The sequence below is a fragment of the Pseudomonas sp. MWU16-30317 genome (assembly GCF_020515695.1).
GTDB lineage: Bacteria > Pseudomonadota > Gammaproteobacteria > Pseudomonadales > Pseudomonadaceae > Aquipseudomonas.
The window spans coordinates 1-19165 of record NZ_JAIWJA010000020.1; the positions used below are offsets into that span (position 1 = coordinate 1).

The 19165-nt window shown below is 53.7% G+C and carries 11 protein-coding genes and 3 pseudogenes; 7 read left to right on the plus strand and 7 right to left on the minus strand.

Annotated features, from left to right (window positions below; genetic code table 11):
- Positions 1-144: 144 nt before the first annotated feature.
- From LIX93_RS29310 to LIX93_RS29325, 4 genes and pseudogenes are all read right to left on the minus strand, one after another.
- Positions 145-948, minus strand: a pseudogene (locus tag LIX93_RS29310) (IS3 family transposase); the annotation flags it as partial.
- A 281-nt stretch (positions 949-1229) separates the two neighbouring features.
- On the minus strand, positions 1230-2726 hold the full coding sequence (locus LIX93_RS29315; RefSeq protein WP_226507506.1) for a CoA-acylating methylmalonate-semialdehyde dehydrogenase: 1497 nt from the start codon (positions 2724-2726) through the stop codon (positions 1230-1232).
- Between the two features lie 71 nt (positions 2727-2797).
- Complete coding sequence (locus LIX93_RS29320) at positions 2798-3955, minus strand: iron-containing alcohol dehydrogenase (RefSeq protein ID WP_226507507.1); 1158 nt, start codon at positions 3953-3955, stop codon at positions 2798-2800.
- A 131-nt stretch (positions 3956-4086) separates the two neighbouring features.
- Positions 4087-6585 carry a CoA transferase gene (locus tag LIX93_RS29325; protein ID WP_226507508.1) on the minus strand — a complete coding sequence of 833 codons (2499 nt, stop codon included), beginning with the start codon at positions 6583-6585 and terminating at the stop codon, positions 4087-4089.
- Positions 6586-6864: 279 nt separating this feature from the next.
- On the opposite strand from LIX93_RS29325, the gene gcvA reads away from it, so the two are divergent.
- The 7 genes from gcvA to LIX93_RS29360 all read left to right on the plus strand — a co-directional run bounded on the left by gcvA (position 6865) and on the right by LIX93_RS29360 (position 16641).
- Complete coding sequence (gcvA, locus tag LIX93_RS29330) at positions 6865-7764, plus strand: transcriptional regulator GcvA (RefSeq protein ID WP_226507509.1); 900 nt, start codon at positions 6865-6867, stop codon at positions 7762-7764.
- A 242-nt stretch (positions 7765-8006) separates the two neighbouring features.
- The gene (locus tag LIX93_RS29335) at positions 8007-9062 is read left to right on the plus strand and encodes an ABC transporter substrate-binding protein (RefSeq protein WP_226507510.1); all 1056 of its coding nucleotides are present in this window, start codon (positions 8007-8009) and stop codon (positions 9060-9062) included.
- Positions 9063-9158: 96 nt separating this feature from the next.
- Positions 9159-10241, plus strand: a complete 1083-nt coding sequence (locus LIX93_RS29340; protein WP_226507511.1) for an ABC transporter ATP-binding protein — start codon at positions 9159-9161, stop codon at positions 10239-10241.
- A 40-nt stretch (positions 10242-10281) separates the two neighbouring features.
- Positions 10282-11556, plus strand: coding sequence for an ABC transporter permease (locus LIX93_RS29345; RefSeq protein WP_226507512.1), 1275 nt, complete (start codon positions 10282-10284; stop codon positions 11554-11556).
- A 32-nt stretch (positions 11557-11588) separates the two neighbouring features.
- On the plus strand, positions 11589-12410 hold the full coding sequence (locus tag LIX93_RS29350) for an ABC transporter permease (protein ID WP_226507515.1): 822 nt from the start codon (positions 11589-11591) through the stop codon (positions 12408-12410).
- Positions 12411-13684: 1274 nt separating this feature from the next.
- The gene (locus LIX93_RS29355; RefSeq protein WP_226507513.1) at positions 13685-13936 is read left to right on the plus strand and encodes a hypothetical protein; all 252 of its coding nucleotides are present in this window, start codon (positions 13685-13687) and stop codon (positions 13934-13936) included.
- 98 nt (positions 13937-14034) lie between these two features.
- Entirely contained in the window at positions 14035-16641 is a 2607-nt protein-coding gene (locus LIX93_RS29360; RefSeq protein WP_226507516.1) for a glycoside hydrolase family 3 C-terminal domain-containing protein, read from the plus strand.
- Between the two features lie 174 nt (positions 16642-16815).
- Here LIX93_RS29360 and LIX93_RS29365 read toward each other — a convergent pair.
- From LIX93_RS29365 to LIX93_RS29375, 3 genes and pseudogenes are all read right to left on the minus strand, one after another.
- Positions 16816-17882: pseudogene (locus tag LIX93_RS29365) on the minus strand (IS66 family transposase); the annotation flags it as partial.
- A gap of 17 nt (positions 17883-17899) precedes the next feature.
- Positions 17900-18259, minus strand: a complete 360-nt coding sequence (gene tnpB, locus LIX93_RS29370; protein ID WP_226507514.1) for an IS66 family insertion sequence element accessory protein TnpB — start codon at positions 18257-18259, stop codon at positions 17900-17902.
- 79 nt (positions 18260-18338) lie between these two features.
- A pseudogene (locus tag LIX93_RS29375) lies at positions 18339-19016 on the minus strand (IS3 family transposase); the annotation flags it as partial.
- Between the last annotated feature and the right edge of the window lie 149 nt (positions 19017-19165).

Here is a 19165-nt window from a genome sequence, read left to right on the forward strand (position 1 = left end):
ATATTGGCCGGTTCCTGATGGACCGGTACAACTGGCGGCGACCGCATCAGTTCAACGAAGGGCTAGCGCCTGCGGTCGCTGAGGAAAAACTCAATTCACTGTCCGGGATCAGTTGACCACTACAAGTTCGGTAGGTGTGTTCGCCATCCGCTTACGACTTTTCAACTGAAGCTCGCCCATGAGGCGCTGAACAGTCTTATTGTTCACGAGGTGACCAGCTCGACGAACGGCAGCCGCGATACGGCGATAGCCATATCGGCCCTTGTGCTCGTCGAAGATTGAGGAAATTCTGGTCTTCAGTACCGCCTATTTATCAACGGCTTGCTGCACCTTTGTTGATAGTAAAACGTGCTACGGGCTAAGCCCGCTACTCTCAGAAGACCTTCCAGAGGGTGCTCTTGCCTCAGTTCAATCACGATTGCGCTTTTTCCGCTGCGCTGCTCGCTCCTTCGCTTGAACCAAGGCATCGAGCTTTTTTAAATAATCAATCTCCATCCGCAACTGGCTCAGTTCGGCCAGCAAATCATCATGCGTACGAGCTTCGTCGTACGAAGATTCAAGCTGAATAGACGGGGTAGGGATTGTCATTTTCTGGGGACATCCGCTTCCTGGCTGCCGGGACAAGGCCTCCAAACCGCCTTCATCATACCTGCGCACCCATTCGCCAATAATGTCGGATTTCCGGATATCAAACAGCGCACCGACTTGGCGATAGGACAGCCCTTCCTCTCGCATGCGCTGCAATACAGCCAGTTTGAACTCAGGACTGTAGTTCTTCTTTCTCTCACTTTTGAGGCCTGCGGCACTGAGCGCCTGATAGGCCGCAATCCATTTTCGAAGCGAAGAAGAATTGACTCCGTGGCGATGCGCTACCTCTCGGTGACCTGCGCTCCCCGAACAGTAATATTCAACAACCGACAATTTCGCCTGCTCTGGGTACTTTTTAATGAGCCCCCTGGAGGTTGATGTCCAACATTGCGGGGGCAGATCAATATTCAAGCGGACACCATCGCCCTTAACGTCAGGATTTCCATGCGGCAATGAAGCTCTTAGCTGATCCACATTACAGTCGGAGAGCCTTTCACTCAAACAAGAATTACGTGGTCAGCGAGAACTCGACGGTTGTGTAACCGTATGTGAGAACCTCCAAGGGGTATTACTTCGTGTAAGTCGCGCCCGAAAAATCGAAGACTCCCTTACATTTTGGTTACACCCTGTGAATATGAGATTCACTTCATTGTTGGCATCGAGAATTCGGCACCTTCGCGAATTCCCGATGACGGCCATCGCTGCGTGATCGTTTTACGTTTGCTATAAAAACGAACCGCATCGGGACCATACGCGTGAAGGTCACCGAAGAGAGAGCGCTTCCATCCGCCAAAGCTGTGATACGCAACAGGCACGGGGAGCGGCACGTTTACGCCGACCATACCTACCTTGATGTTATCAGAGAAATATCGGGCTGCCTCACCATCGCGAGTGAAAATGCACGTACCGTTTCCGTACTCATGCGCATCGATAAGTTGCATCGCCTCCTGCATGCTCTGGGCGCGCACAACTAGCAACACTGGCCCAAAGATCTCCTCCTCATAGCAGCGCATGCCGGGCTTTACTTGATCGATCAATGTTCCCCCGACGAAAAAACCATTCTCGCAATCTGGAACCTGAATCTGTCGGCCATCGACTACTACTTCAGCACCCTCCTCTTCGGCGCTATCAATGTAGCCAAGCACTTTTTGCTGATGTTGACGGGTAATCAATGGGCCAAAATCATTGCTTTTGTCTTGATAGGCGCCAACCTTCAGTTTGGTCATAGCTTCGCGCATTTTAATGATCAAGGCATCGGCGGTTGCATCGCCCACTGTGACCGCAACCGACAACGCCATGCACCGCTCACCCGACGAACCAAATGCCGCCCCCACCAGTTGGTTGACTGCATTATGGATGTCCGCATCTGGCATGACGATGGCGTGGTTTTTTGCGCCCCCCAACGCTTGACAACGTTTGCCGTTTGCAGCAGCCGTTCGGTAGATGTACTCAGCGATAGGGGTCGAGCCGACGAAGCTTACCGCCTGCACGCGATCGTCGTGGAGCAATGTGTCGACGGCCTCTTTGTCACCGTTGATTACGGTCATGACTCCATTAGGTAAACCCGCTTCCTGGAGCAACTGAGCGATGAACAGGGTCGAACTTGGGTCACGTTCGGAGGGTTTAAGGATGAAGCAATTGCCACAAGCAATCGCCATGGGGAACATCCATAAAGGAACCATCGCCGGGAAGTTAAACGGAGTAATACCCGCGACCACGCCCAGCGGCTGGAACTCACTCCATGAATCAATATTGGGGCCGACATTTTTGCTGTGCTCGCCCTTGAGCAACTCCGGGACGCCACACGCATATTCAACGTTTTCGATACCTCGCTGGAGCTCTCCCATGGCGTCATGGACAATCTTGCCATGCTCCTCACCGATCATCTGGCAGATCCGTTCTGCATTTTGTTCGAGCAATTCTTTAAAACGAAACATCACCCGAGCCCGTTTAACGGGTGGTGTATTTCGCCATTCAGGAAACGCCGCTTCTGCTGCGGCTATAGCTTTCCCAACCATTGTTTTCGAGGCCAAGGCTACCTGTTTCGTTACTTCCCCGGTTGCTGGGTTGAACACGTCCTGAGTGCGTTCGGTATCGGTGACAATCTGGCCGTTAATCAGATGGCCTACTGTATTCATGCGAGTATTCCTTATTTTTGAGTACATGGCAGTTGCCGATGAAGTGATGAGGCTGGTGAATGGCGTTGTGGTTACCAGAGGTTGCGATAGAGTTCGATCATTTCGTCGACCGATGGCACGCGGGGATTGTTGCCCGGAGAGCCCGATGCCTGAGCTTGTTCAGCCATGGTTGGCATCAGTTCAAAAAAACGCGAGCGACTAATACCAAACCCTTCCGGTGTCGGGACTTGTAGTTCCTCATTAAGAGCCTGCAGTTCGGCGAGCAATTTGGTGTTAGCACTTTCGTCACTGTCTTGAGCCGTCGCGACGCCCATTGCCCGGGCACAATCGGCGTAACGCTTTGGGGCACCCGGAATGGAAAAGGCTGTCACGCCTGACAGCAGCATTGCGTTTGAAAGTCCATGGGGAACGTGAAAAAAAGCCCCGATCGGCCGGCTCATGCCGTGCACTAGCGCGACGGAGGCAGCCGAGAACGCGACACCGGCCAGCGTAGACCCCAGCATTAGCGCCTCACGCGCTGCAGTGTCCTGGCCTGAGTGATAGGCCCGACGCAGATTCGGGCCTATCAAGCGCATCGCAGCCAGGGCCTGGCTATCGCTGTAAAGGTTAGCCTTCAGGCTGACGTACGCCTCGATGGCGTGTGTCAACGCATCTATGCCAGTATCGGCCGTAACCCGGGCCGGCAGACTGAGTGTTAGCTTGTAGTCCACAAGCGCCGCCACGGGCATGAACCCGATGCCCACGCAGAGCATTTTTTCATCGTTCTGCTCATCGGTGATGATGGTGAAACGGGTTACTTCCGAACCCGTGCCTGCGGTGGTTGGCACAGCAATGATCGGCAGGCCTTGCTCACTCACTTGACGTGGAAATTTATAGTCGCGCATCTCGCCACCGAACTTAGCGAGAATTCCTATGGCTTTCGCACTGTCGATAGGACTGCCACCTCCCAACGCGATGATGCTGTCATAGTCACCCGACCGAGTATGCTCAACGCCGGCGCGAATCGAGTCAACCGTGGGCTCAGGCACCGTGTCAGCGAAAACGTCAGCGCTCAAACCCTTGGTTGTAAGCACATTTTGAATACGACTCGTATAACCGAGCTGCACCATCGTTTTGTCGGTGATGATCAACGGCCTTGAACAGCCGAGATTGGTGAGCACATCTGGAATGGCTTCAATCGCCTTGGCGCCTACTTGCAGGATGCGCGGCAGGACTATTTGATTCGACATGTTGCCTCCGGGGTTTCCATACGGGAACGCCTCTCCCTTGAGAGCTCGTCCCCCAGTTGCTATTAGTGATGGAATTCATCCAGGTATATGAACCTTCGCTGTGCTACGTCCCCTGGACTCAGGCGAAAGCGTTAGCTAGGCAAATACTCTTGGCTCCAGCCCTCACGGACAGCGCGGCATGCCATGAGCGCGTCGATTTGGCTATCGCTATAACCGAGCTTGGCAATTACAGATCGTGTGGATGCACCAAACTTTTCTGCCGGAGCCAATGAGCGAATAACTGCATGGCGAGGGCGAATAGCGAAAGGGTCAAGTTGTGTCACGCATCGCCCGCTCGGATGGTTGGCATAGACACTGAACGAGTAACTCCCATTGTCCGTGCCTGGGTGGTTATCAGCAGGACGGCTGTAGCGCTGGCGAAGTGAGTCTATGTTGTCCGGTACAGCCGCTGCAATACCCGCGTCCTGAAAACGGGTTTGCCAGGTTTCTCCCTCTGAGGTAATCAGAGCAGCTTTCAGAAATTGGGCATAGTCGGTGGCCGTATGCAGGCCTTGCAGGCCTTGTACCGACTCCAGGGCGTTCAACTCAACATCGCTGGCATCTAGATATATCCAGCCATCCGCTGTGCGATAGAAGCGCGACAGATCGCTGTAACCCATAGCGTCACGCCCCGCTGGCTCATCAAATGGCGCACGCCCCGCGTAGTCGAAGCAGAATGGAATTTGAACCAAGCTTCCTAACGCGGCGAGTGAAGTCCGGGCACGACCGACTTTCCCTATTCTGGACTTTTGATACAGCGCGGTGGCTATACCAAGTGCTGCGGCGAAGCCGCACATCACGTCGATAGTGCCCACGTGGGCGTGCTCTTCCGGCGTCTGCATACCGCCGCCGAAACGCAGCATGATACCTGTCGTTGCCTGGATGAGATCGTCGTATCCCAAGTAGTCGGTACGCGGGCCACGGCGGGGGCCACCGAAGCAGTCCAATTGGCAGAAAATCACCTCCGGATTTACTGCCTTCAGGGTGACCTCATCCAACCCCAGTGGCCCCAGTTGTCGATCAGGTGCATTCATGACGATGACATCGACCGACTTCACCAGGCGGTTGAATACCTCACGCCCCTCCTCCTGATTAAGGTCAACCAAAATGCTCTGTTTGCCGCGAGCAGACGACATGCCAAACACGACAGTATTCCAAGGGTCGTAATTGGGTGTTGTGGGATCAAGCTTGATTACCTCAGCGCCAAATCGGCCAAGGAACGAGGTCGAGTGCGGGCCGGCGATGACGTTGGTCAGGTCGAGAATTTTAACCCCTTCCAACCACCCTTTTGAACTCGACTGTACTGCAACCGGCAACATCTCAAGAGTACTTTCACTCAAGGTGGCAAGAGCCTCTTCAACACTGACTTCTCGACGAGAGAGCGGCGACAACATCAACTCTGAACTATCTTCAAGCCAGGCGATTGCGCCGGGCTGCTTCATACGACCATATTGGTGATCCACGACATCGACCACCAAACCGGCTGTATTGGCATGTTCGTCATGCAACCATTCTTGCGTCGAACGATGAGGGGCTCCGGGGAACTGCCCTTCGCCGAAAATTTTTTCCCATTGCGCAGCAGTCTTGGTCAGGAATACTTCCTTCATGCGCGCAGAGATCCGCTTTGCCCAGTTTTCCGGCAGCGGATAAACGCCGAGGGACGCATCCCCCTCCCATTGATCGAAAGGCAGGTAAGGGTCATCGACTTTAGACAGGCCTGCGGCGAGCATTTCGTCGTAAAGGCCCATCGCCTGTAGGCAGCGTTTGGCATGGGAGCGATGAGACGGGCACACCGCGTAGAACTTGCGTCCATCGGCACATTCATAGGTGCGGTAGAAAGGGTCGAGATACTCCTGCAGATCCTCATAACTGAGGTTCATCGGCAGATTTTCGGCCCGCCGCCGCTCGATCTCTTTTTCCCGCAGGGTTTTGTAACGCGCGGGGTACCCGTCAATCTTGATCGAGTTATAGGACAGCCCTTCCATGACCGCTGCCGCCAATGGCACTTCAATCTCGTCACCCAACCCCGTGCGCTGCCGAGCCTGCAACGCCAGCACGACAGCCGAAACGGCGAGCATTGTGCCGTAGGCGGATGCGAGTGGTAGCGGCGAGAAACTAGGATTGATACCCATCAAAACCCGATTCTGTCCCATGTCAGTGAACACCCCAGAGGCCGACGCAATAATTGCCTCGGTGGCACGCCATTGGCTGCGTAGTTCATCATTGGAGGCGAAACCAGGAATAGACAAGGTGATCAGTTGCGGGCGCTCATGGCGCAACTCGGTAAAATCCAGCCCCAAGTTTTTCATCACGCCTGGCCGGAAATTCTCGACCACAATGTCGGCCTTGGCGATCAGCTGACGCGCCTGTTGCAGGCCTTCAGAAGACTTCAAGTCCAGACGCAGGCATTGCTTATTGCGGTTGAGGACGGCGTTAGCCGGACTGTCCCAGAGTGGGCCGGCGGGCGGATCGATATGTATGACTGTGGCGCCGAGATCGCCGAGTATCATCGCGACCGCAGGGCCGGCAATATATTGACCAAAATCGATGACGTTCACGCCGCTGAGGGGTAGCTGACTGAGCTTTGCCATGTTTCACCCATTATTTTTATTGTCCTGCCGATTCAAGCTTTAAGCAGGGTTTCAGTTGTCAAAAGCCGCTAGCGAAGGCACTTAGCGTTTAAGCCTTGGCCGTTGAATGGCGATCTGGGATCTACTCTCGAGAAAAGCCGAGGGCTGCGAAAGCAATAAAAAAAAACCCTATGGGTTCATTTTTTTTATGGGACAAGAGTAGGATTTATGGATGAGGTCTGTAAGACGCATCCTGACGCGCTCCATAGTCAGTTCAATTTCCCTTGAGAACTCAGTGCCATGAAGAAGCGATTGCCCCCGCTCAACTGGTTGCGCGCTTTTGAGTCTGCCGCCCGCAACCTCAGCTTCACAGACGCGGCTATGGAGCTGAGCCTGACTCAGGCGGCAGTAAGCCAGCAAATCAAAGCCTTGGAGTCCCAGCTAGGAACCGCGCTATTCAAGCGGCTACCTAGGGGCCTTGAACTAACAGAACCCGGGCTGGCCTTTCTGCCTGTAGTCCATGAATCGGTGGAGCGCCTGGCAGCCGCTACGGATGAAATTTTTGGGCAAGGACATCGCAAGGTTCTAACGGTGCGCAGCAGCCTAGTATTCTTTACCCATTGGCTGGCAAACCGACTGCCACAGTTCCGTCAGCAGCATCCGGACATCAACTTGCGTATCACCAGTAACATCTGGATGGGAGATACCGACCTCGAAGCCGATCTGGAAATTCGTTACGGCAGTGGCAAATGGAGTGGCTTGAAAAGTGAACGGCTAACTTGGGATCTACTTTTCCCCGTGTGCTCGCCCACCTTGTCGACGATCGAAAGACCCTTGAAAACTCCAACAGACCTTCGTCACCACGAACTGTTGCACGTCCTAGGGTACGAAGAGGGTTGGGGTTATTGGCTGAAAAAAGCCAAAGCTGATGACGTCGATTCATCTCAAGGTTTGCAGTTCGATACGCTGATCTCTGCGTTAAAAATGGCAGAACTGGGGCAAGGTGTTGCCCTGGCGCGCTCTTCGCTGGTTGAGCAATACCTTCAGTCCGGACAACTCATTGCCCCCCTAACCGCCAAATTCAAAACCTCAGAAGCGTTTTACCTAGTGTATTCCACGCACAAAATTGTCAATCCACAAGCCGCTGCGTTTGCAAATTGGCTAGTGGAAGGAGCGTCAGCCGCACGTGGCGAGGATTAAAAAAAGCCGTTTGAGTCTTGGCACTGGACACGAAGAGGCCACCAGCCTGCTCTGCCCCACAGATAATTTTTGTATAGAACCCATAAAAAAAATCGCCTCATTGGGCTTCTTTTTATTGCTTTTACCTTCGCCATTTTTTGCCGAGAGTGAGACCCTGATCGTCTCCACGGTCGCTCACGCACCTGATGCGCAACGACCTTGCGACGGTTACCCACAAAAATAAGAAATGAGGGGTATCCCGCATGAAAGGCGCCACATTGCTATTGCTTTCAAGCATCGTTTCCTGCAGCGCGCTCGCAGAACATTCTCTGACCGTCGTGTCCTATGGCGGCAACCTGACCAACGCGCAGATTCAGTCCGCTCACAAGCCATTCACCTCAGCCACCGGCACGCGAGTGATCTCCGAGGATTACTCCGGAGGTATTGCCCAAATCAAAACTCAGGTCGATAGCAAGAACATCTCCTGGGATGTGGTCGATGCTGAAATACCGAACGTCATTCGTGCCTGCAATAACGGTTTGCTTGAGCGTATTGATCCTGCCACCCTGGCTCCGGCACCGGATGGCACACCAGCCGTAAAAGACTTTCTTCCAGGGGCCCTGACCGAATGCGGTGTAGCCAGTTATATCTGGTCGACGGTGTTGGCATATAACACTCAGGCCTTCAAGGGCGAGCAACCCCAAACCCTGAAGGACTTTTTCGATACCAAGCGTTTTCCCGGCAAGCGCGCGCTACGCAAGGCTCCGCAGGTGAACCTTGAATGGGCGTTGATGGCCGACGGCGTACCTCGCGAGCAGGTCTACGACCTGCTCAGTACCGACAAAGGCCTGGAACGCGCATTTGCCAAACTAGACACCATCAAGAAAGACACAATCTGGTGGGAGGCCGGAGCACAGGCCCCACAGTTGTTGGCCGATGGTGAAGTCAGCATGATCTCGGCATACAGCGGACGCATCGTGATTGCCCGACAAAAGGAAAAACAACCCTTCAAGATCCTCTGGGATGGCCAAATGTACGACATGGAGGCCTGGGTGGTTCCAGCCGGCAATCCAAAGAAAGACCAGGCCTTAGCCTTCCTGAAGTTTGCAACCCAAAGCCCGGTTCTGGCCGACCAGAGCAACTATATCGCGTATGGGCCGACCCGCCGCTCGGCACAGGCTTTGGTCGATCCCAAAGTTAGGCCCGATCTGCCCACCAGCCCTGAAAACTTCGCCAGTGCCTTGCAGGTGGACTCACAGTGGTGGAGCGATCATTCCGACGAGTTGAACGAGCGCTTCAACGCCTGGCTCTCCAAGTAAGCGCCAAAGCTAATAGCACACCTGACATAAACCTTGATGGGCCCGGGCGACTTTTCGTGCCCAGCTCCGCTACGCCCCACAACAAGAGAGATCCCCATGCTTACTGAATCTTTCGTCAGCTTTCGAAATGTGCAGAAGAGTTATGACGGCGAACATCTCGTCGTCAAGAACTTCAACCTCGAAATCGAACAGGGAGAGTTCGTCACCATGCTTGGCCCTTCGGGCTCCGGCAAAACCACCTGCCTGATGATGTTGGCAGGGTTTGAGACAGTGACCCATGGGCAGATCAGCATTGACGGCCAGCCAGTCAACGACATCGCCCCACAAAAACGCGGCATCGGCATGGTGTTCCAAAACTACGCGCTGTTCCCCCACATGACCATCGAAGAGAACCTGGCCTTTCCGCTTAAAGTGCGCAAGCTGTCGCGGCAAGACATCGAAGACCACGTGCACAAGTCCCTGGAACTGGTGGCCCTGGGGCCGTTTGCCAAGCGTATGCCATCGCAGTTGTCCGGTGGTCAAAAACAGCGTGTCGCGCTGGCCCGGGCGTTGATTTTCGAACCGCGCCTTGTGCTGATGGATGAACCGCTGGGTGCACTGGACAAACAGCTGCGCGAGCAGATGCAGTACGAGATCAAGCGTCTGTCGAAACAGCTCGGAATCACCGTGGTGTACGTGACCCACGATCAAACCGAAGCCCTGACGATGTCTGATCGCATCGCAGTGTTCAATGATGGGATTGTTCAGCAATTGGCCAACCCTTGCGACCTCTACGAGAAACCACAGACCGCTTTTGTTGCGAGCTTCATTGGCGAGAACAATCGACTATCGGGGCAGATTATCGATCGCCAGCAAGGCTACTGCCAGGTGCGTGTCGGTAATCATCTGGTCAAGGCGCTTTCCGTCAATATCCCCGTTACCAGCGATAACACCACCTTGTCGATTCGTCCAGAGCGCGTACAGATCGGCGCTCGCGCGGGCGAGTACGACAACCATATGCCCGCCCGCATCGAAGAGATCATCTATCACGGTGATCATTTGCGTGCGCGCCTGAAACTGGCGGGGAACGAGGAGTTTATCGTCAAGATGGTTAATACCGCAGGATACCTGGCACCAAGGGCCGGTACGTGCATTGATGTGGGTTGGTCGGCCGACGACTGTCGAGCACTGGACGCCTGAAGCCTTTCAACGACTTTACCGTTTTGCCGGAGTTCCCAAGATGAGTAACTCATATAGTGTCAGCCCCGCGCTCGACAATGTCGACGAGGCACAGCCGCAAAGCAACCTGAAAGACAAACTTGACCGGGCTGAACGCCTCAACAAAACAAAGTCATTGCTGTTGGTCCTACCATTGCTGGCGTTCATCACGGTGTTTTTCCTGCTGCCGATTGGCACCATGTTGCTGCGCAGCGTGCAAACCCCTGCCCTTTCCGTAGCAATGCCAAAGACTGCAGCAGCGCTGCTCAACTGGGAGGGCACGGAGCTTCCGGACGAGCAACTGTTCGCGATCGTCGGGCATGAAATTCTTAGTCTGCAACAGGCACGGCAACTCGACAGTGTCGGCTCCGATCTCAACCGGGTCATGAGCGATGCCAAGACCCTGATGGCACGCACCGCGCGCGGTCTGGCCAGCGAGGCCGTCGAACCGGGCGCGTTTAACAGCCGAATGACCGCTGCCGACAAACGCTGGGGGCAGATCGGAACCTGGATGCAACTGAAAAAAATGGCGCCGACCTATTCCGCGTCCAACTATCTGGCCGCACTGGACTTACGCTATGACGACCAGGGCAACATCGTGCAGCAACCAGAAAGTCGGCGCATCTACGTTAGTATCCTGATCAAAACGTTGATGGTCGCGTTGGGTATCACGGCACTGTGCATGTTTCTCGGTTACCCGCTGGCCTACATGTTGGCGACCCTTCCAGCAAAAACCAGCAACTTGTTAATGGTCATGGTGCTGCTGCCCTTCTGGACATCACTGCTGGTACGCACCAGTGCCTGGATGGTGATTTTGCAAAACAACGGCGTGCTAAACAGCACATTGAGCAGCCTAGGCGTGATCAGCCAGCCACTTGAACTGATGTACAACCTGTTTGGAACGGTGATTGCCATGACGCACATCCTGTTGCCGTTCATGGTGTTGCCGATGTACAGCGTCATGAAAAGTATCGACTCCACCTACACCCGAGCGGCGCACTCAATGGGGGCCAATTCGTTCCGCACTTTTGTGCAAATTTACTTTCCCCTGTCACTGCCAGGGTTGAGTGCCGGTGGTATTCTGGTGTTCATCCTGGCCACTGGTTACTACATAACTCCGGCGCTTGTGGGCGGTCGAACGGGGCAAGTCATCAGCAACTTCATTGCCTACCACATGCAGACCTCCCTGAACTGGGGACTGGCCGCTGCCATTGCCTCCATCCTGCTGCTGATTGCCTTGGTGCTGTATTGGATATATGACCGGGTCGTAGGCATCAACAACATGAAACTGGGGTAATCGAGATGAGTCTTCCAAGCTATACCAGCCTGATGGGCAGAGTCTGGTTCTTCAGTGTTCGTGGTTTTGGTGTATTGGTACTGCTGTTTTTGATCCTGCCAATACTGGTCGTGGTGCCTTTGTCGTTCAACGTAGAGCCCTACTTCAGCTTCACCAGCGGGATGCTCAGCCTCGATCCCGCAGCCTTTTCAATGCGATGGTACTACATGCTTCTTGAAGACCCATTGTGGGTATTGTCATTCAAGAACAGCCTGATAATCGCTTCCTGCGCCACGGTCATCGCAACGACATTGGGGACGTTGGCAGCACTCGGACTGTGCCGCATTAATTTGCCGTGCAAGGGACTGCTGATGGGCGTCTTGATTTCACCGATGATTGTTCCAGTGATCATCTCATCCGCAGGCATGTACTTTTTCTACAGCTCGCTGGGAATTGGACAGAATCACCTCGGAATCATCCTGGGTCATGCAGTACTCGGCACCCCATTCGTCATCATCACAGTGACGGCGACATTGGTCGGTTTCGACCATTCATTAACCCGGGCAGCGGCAAGCCTAGGAGCGTCTTCGACTTATACATTTTTCCGTGTGACCTTCCCCATTATTCGTCCAGGGATCATGTCCGGTGCGCTCTTCGCGATGGTGACCTCATTCGATGAGGCCGTGCTGGTGCAATTTCTGGGTGGGGTTGAGCAACGCACCATACCGCGTCAGATGTGGTCAGGCATGCGCGAGCAGATCAGTCCAACGATCCTGGCAGCGGCAACATTGCTAATTTTCGGCTCGGTAGCATTATTGGTTGCGGTGGAAATCATGAGACGACGCTCGTTGCGGCTGAGAGGTATTGAGGAGTAAGTGTCATGAGGAAATTGGTCAGTTCACTAGCTGAATATACTTTAGAATTTGAGCGAAAGAGCGGTCACGGTAGGAACGGCAGTTACCTGCCGCCCCCCGCACAGATCCGTACGTGCGAAACTACCGCATACGGCTCCTGGCTCGGGTATGTGACGCGAAGCGATCCTCAGGGTATGGGGTGCATTCTTGGGACTTGGAATATAGAGATCGGCAAGGCATCCGTAACGTGACTCGATAACGACATAGAACACGTACGCGGAAAACAGGCCCACCAGCAGGTCACTGGTAACACTGCCAGTCGCCACGGCTCTAAGAAAAGCAGCCGTCGACCCACCATTTAGCCAAGGCCACACATCCAATTTCAGATTGATCAGGATTATGACTCCCAAAACAGCCAGCGCTGCTGCCAACAACCACTTCTCACTTGTCTCTCGCCAAACCCACATTGTCATTCACTCCCTGAAATCCCAAGAACATACAGCCTTGCAACAGACCTGTAGGTGGCCCCAGCTGGCGGGGGCTGTGGTGTAGAACAAATGTTTCATGGCCATTTTCCTTGCTGATCAATTGCCGAGGTTGAGGCCAGCATTTGTGATCGTTGCGCCGCTTTTTTTCAGCGTCCCTGCATCATCAGAAACCACACTGTAATGCCCTGATGGGATATCCATCGTGAGCGGCCCGCCGCACTTCGGACAGGCTGGATTCGCCTGAATCGCCAAGTCTGATGGGACGTCATCTGGCCACCAAACCTTCAGACAACTCCCGAGGCATGCGTGGCTGGGTGCTCCCTTGTTAGCGCTACAGATTAGGTGCCCTTTGGTTTTCACGATCTGCATTCGATACTCCCTGCTCGATCTTGGGAAGCGAAAGCTCCCTCTCCTACAGCCTCGGCCCAGCGCATGGCTGGACTTGGGCAGAACCGCGATGTTTCAGTGACCCACGTGATTACGCCTGGCCCTGTTAGCCAGCCTGGCTCGTCATGCTGAAGAAGGACTGAGTCAGACGACGAGTAGGAACAAATCTGCCCTATGCCCTGAACGATATTTAGCGCCCCCTGCATCGAGCAGGAGCGAAAAAATGTAGTCAAGTTCACATTACTAAAACGAACACCTGTTCAATTTAGTGGTCAATGGGTATGGTAACGCCTGCAACACGTATCCAAAAGAAAAATCCACCGCCCAAACCCTGCCTCCAAATCACCACTGGCTCGGTCGATATGGCTGACTGTTGCTTGCGGGTAGGCACCTAAATCCAATCATTAACGGACGTTGACGATGAAACTCGCCTTATCCGCTTTACCCTTATTCGTGGCTGCGGGGCTGGCAGCGAGCCCCGTCTTTGCAGAGGACGCTCCTCTTCCGGACGCCACACAGCAAGCAGTCACCGCGCGCAAGGAGATCGAAGCCAAGCATGCTGCGCTCGAGCACCAGAGCGCAGTTGTTGCGCCCAAGACAACTGGAGAGGCCGCTGTATCAGACACTCCGGTAGAAACCATTGACTCCCCTGATCAGGATAATGATAAATGAACACCGGCCATCGCCCGCGCGGCTTTCGTACCATTTCTACCTTTAGCTTGTTAGCTTTGAGCATCGCTCACGTTACTGGGGTTTTGGCCGTCACCCCAATGACAGGGAACGACATCGAGGCAAAAGTTGGATCTACTCTCGACAACATGAGCGTGTCGGAGAAAATTAACTTCACTGGTGTGAATGATGGGCACATGATCCCAACCCTTTGGAAATGGGGGCTCCCTGGTACTCTAGCTTACGATTCGTCAATGGGTGTGCACGTAAGCGATGGCACCTTCGGTGCGCAATATCCATCGCAGATGGCACTCGCAGCATCCTGGAGCATCAACAGAGCGAAAGAGTTCGGCCTGGCGATTGGTTATGAGACTCGCACCGCAGGCGCGCAGCAAATGCTGTCACCGGGTGTAAACCTTTATCGCACACCGTTCAACGGTCGTGCTTCTGAGTACGTGAGTGGTGAGGATCCATTTCTAGGTTCAGTACTGGCACCTGCAGTAGTCAACGCACTTCAGGTGCAGGGGATTCAGGCATCTGGCAAGCACTACGCGGGTAACGAGCAAGAAGGTAACCGTTACAACGTCAACGTCAAAGTTGACGAGCGAACACTCCGCGAACTGTATCTTCCCGGTTTCGAGTCGATGGTCAAGAACTCGAATGTGGCAACGATCATGTGTGGTTTCAACATCATCAATAGCAATTACGCCTGTGAAAACCATCACCTGATCACAGATATATTAAAAGGCGAATGGGGCTACCAAGGACTTGTTCTAAGTGATTTCAACGCGATAAAGGACGCACAAAAAGGTGCTTGGGCAGGGACCGACCTTGACATGCCAAGCGGGTTGCAATTTAACGAATCAAAGATTCTGCCTCTGCTTTGGAGCGGCCAGATAACGCAAAATATCATCGACGATAAAGTCCGTCGAAACCTTCGAGCCATGTACAGCTATGGATTTGATAAGACCATAAATACTGCCAGCGCTCTTACACACCCGGAATATGGCGCCACGGCGGCATTGAATATGGCGCGTGAAGGCATCGTGCTGCTGCGCAACGAGAAAACTGATGGGCAGAGCACTCTGCTACCTCTAAAACGCTCAGCTAAGATAGCCGTTATCGGGCAAGCGGCCTACGACGCACCCACAACGCCTTTCGGTACTCCTTGGGCACCAGCTAATACCTATGTGACAGAGCTCTCGGGATTACAACAGCTGGCATCGAGCTCCAGTAATATTGAATACATTCCAGGGTTATCGCTTAGCGCCAAATCCTCGGTCTGGTATCAGCCGAGCCCAGGAAGCAGCAAGGTCTCTAATAGCGGGGTGAACGCTGAGTACTTCAACAACGATTCGTTGTCAGGGGACCCGATCACTACTCGGGTAGAACCAGGTATCAACTTAGACTTTTATAAATCTCAAAACGTTACCAATAGCGGAACTACCTCGCTCAGCGGTATCAACACCACAGGCGGTTCATTCTCGGCACGTTTTACTGGTCAGATCAAACCGACCATCTCGGGCCCTCACGTTTTTAAAGTTCGCGGTGACGGGGCCTACAAGTTGTGGGTTAACGATGAGCTTGTACTGGATCAGGACGGTGCTCGTTTGACCTCTTTGATCGTAAATACCCCCGCCCACTCGGGCAAGAGTATGAGATTGCAAGCGGGCAAGAGCTATAAAATCAAGTTTGAATTCCGCCGCCTAAACAATGAAGCCTATGCTCTTCTGGGCGGTATCAATGGCGTCCAATTAAGCTGGGCTTCGCTTAAACCACCGACTGACTTGGCCAAATACGATGCGGTCGTAGTGTCCGCGGGCTTCAACTACGAGTATGATGGTGAAGGTCTCGACCATAGTTACGACCTGCCTGAATACCAGTCGGAAATGATCACCGACGTTGCCAAGGCTAACCCCAATACCATCGTCGTACTTCATGGTGGTGGTGGCATGAATATGGCTCCATGGTGGAACAAAGTGGCCGCTAGCCTTCACGCTTGGTACCCTGGTCAACAGGGAGGGCAGGCCTTAGCCGAAATTCTCTTCGGCAAGATTAACCCATCAGGGAAGTTACCTATCACCATTGACAAGAAAATTGAGGACAACCCTTCGTATCAGTCCTACAGCAATGTCGACGATTACCAAGGGGACAATGCTAAAACCGAAATGACGTATAGCGAAGGCATTTTCCTCGGCTATCGCGGCTATGACAAAAAACATACCAAGCCGCTCTACCCGTTTGGCTATGGCATGTCCTACACCAGTTACGCTTACAGCGACATGAAGCTGTCCACTAACATATTGGCAGCCGACGCCACTGTAAAGGCGACATTCACCGTCACTAACACTGGCAGCAAAGCAGGCTATGAAATTGCTCAGTTGTATGTTCAACCGAAGCAATCCGAAATAGAACGCCCAGAAAAAGAGCTTAAGGGTTTTGCCAAGGTTTACCTCAAGCCGGGTGAAAGCAAGCAGGTCAGCATTCCATTGGACAGCCGTTCATTAGCTTACTATGTCCAGGGCACGGACAGTTGGAATGTCGACGCAGGCAAATACAAGATTCTTGTAGGAGGCTCCTCTGAAAACCTACCGATATCCCAGAACTTGACCACACTGTATCCGCAACAACTGACCACCTCCGGCAGCAACCCACTCCCCACGACCTTACGTAAGGCAGTGCAAGTCAAATCAACTCAGGCTTATTGACGATAAAATGCTCCACGCGTAGTGCGCGGAGCATTCAATGTCTATCGAGCAAAACCACACATCCTCAGCTGATATCTCAGGCTCAGCTACCACCCACTCTCATTTAAAACTTTATTTTTCCCGCAGTCGATATACCCTCCACAACAAACCATTCTAGTATAATTCAACGTTCAACAGCTTATTGATCATCGTCAGCGCGATATCGGCACGCCCGGTCTTGCCCTTAGGTTGCACTTTTTGTGCTTCGACAAATTCGCGCCGCGCATGGGCCATACACGCCAAGCGCTCCACGCCCGGCTGTAACGCCAGAGCGTTATAGCCCGCGTAATCATCAGTCATCACATAGCCGCGATAACTTTCCAGCAGCCGTAACGGTACGTCCTGCGCGCGGCTGGAAGTGTAGTCGAACAATACAACTTTACGATCTGGAGGCCCACTGGCCTGTACCCACATCCAGGATTGGCTGGTCGGGTCTCGATCTGGTTCTTTCAGTACCTGAACGCGGGTTTCGTCACAGTGGATGACCGGGCTTTCCAGCAATCGATCACGCATCAGATTTAACAGCGGCTGCAAATGTTCGCCGCACTGGATAATCCAGCGGGCCAACGTTTGACGCGGGATTTCTATGCCATGTCGGCTTAGCACCGTTTCAAAACGATGCAGCGGCAAGCAGTCGACATACTTGGTGGTCAGCAGCATGGCCAACACGCTGGGGCTGGCCATGCTCTTTTCAATCAACTGCGCAGGTTTGTCGGCTGTGCCCGGTGCCGACTCACAGCCACGACAGCCGTAGACTTTGCGGATGTGTTTGATCACCCGAATCTGCATCGGCACGATATCCAGTTGCTCGCTGGTTTCCTCGCTGACGACATGCTTGCGGCAACCGCAGGCACAGGTCAGTTCCTGTTCGGGCGGCTCGTAGATGACTTCAATGGGCGGCAGATCAGCCGACAGTGGCTTGCGCTTGCCACGGCGTGGCGCAGGAGCAACTACTTCCTCATCAGCATCGCCGACCGGGAGCATAGGCTCGCTTTCGGCTCATTGAACAGCGCCAGTTGCGGCGTGTTGGGTTCGTCCATTTGCTCGGATTTACGACCGAATATACGGTCACGCAACAGCTTGATCTGTTCTTTCAGATCAACGATGTGGGTGGCGTAGGCTTCTTTGACTTCCTGCGCATCAAGCAGCATTTGCTTAAGCAATATGGGGTCGTCAGGGAGGTCTTCAGGCATCAATTTCATGACCTGGATTATACCCGTCAGGCAACAAATCTTGGAGTCAAAACCTTATGCGGGCGGTTTCGCCATAGATCAAATCCATCCAGTAACCAGTTCAGCTCTTGCACCGTCAGCACGATGGCCTCGTCGAGTTCATTCGGTGAAGTTTTGAAACGCTCGGACTCCAGGCGCTTGAGCCAAAGACAGAAGCCGTTGCGCTCCCAATACAGCACTTTGACGCGAACACGGTGGCGATTCAGGAAAACGAAAAGTACCGGGTCAAACACCGCCACCTTGATATCCGGTTCGACCAGAGCCGCCAGGCCGTCGATGGATTTCCGGAAATCGACCAGCTTTGGGTACAGATACACTTTTTCAACACTGGCGTTGGGACGCATCATCGCGATGGGCTCCTGATGGAAATCGGGAGCACAGCATCAGCTGCCAGCTATTCGCTTGGAATGTGGGGTTCATGGATTGGATACGCTCCATCGGCGCGTTATCGTGGCAGCTGCCGCGTCGACTCATGCTCTGTGTGAAACGGTATCGCCATAGTCTCTGGCGGAAACTCCGGCTGCCGTATTGGCTACCCTGATCGCTATGAAACAGCAAATTCTGAGGCCGGCCACGCTGCTCATAGGCCATATCCAATGCCTTGATCACCAGATCAGCGTCAGGTTTGGCTGAAAACGCCCAACCCACAACACGGCGTGCGCAAAGGTCAATGACAGCCGCCAGGTAGTGCCATCGACCCTCAGCCCAAACGTACGTAATGTCACCGCACCAGACCTTGTTCGGGGATGTAACGCTGAACCCTCGATCAAGCACGTTCGGGATATCAGGTCGCTCCACGGTCGCTTTTTTGTAGGCATGGGAGCCCGGCTGTTTGCTGATCAAGTTCATCTCGCGCATCAACTTGCGTACCTTGAATCGCCCGATTTGCAGGCCGTCCTCTTTCATCATCAGCATGATGCTTCGACTGCCCGCAGCGCTTCGGCTTTGGGTAAACAGTTCGTTCACACGGCTGCGCAAAATCACCCGTCCAGCATCAGGGGATCGGCGTTTTCGACAGTACGCGTAGTAGCAAGACCGGGTGACTTCAAATACCGAGCACAACAGATCAACCGGCTCTTCGGAGCGAAGCTGATCTACTAACGCGAGCGCTCGTGCTCCTCGGCCATCCTAAGAAACACCCTCCACCGGTTGAAGCGCGAACCCAAATTCGGCGGCACGTCGATGCAGACCTATCACTACTCGCTCCCGATATCGCTGTTCGTACTGATCCTCTCCCGGATCTCGATAGCTCA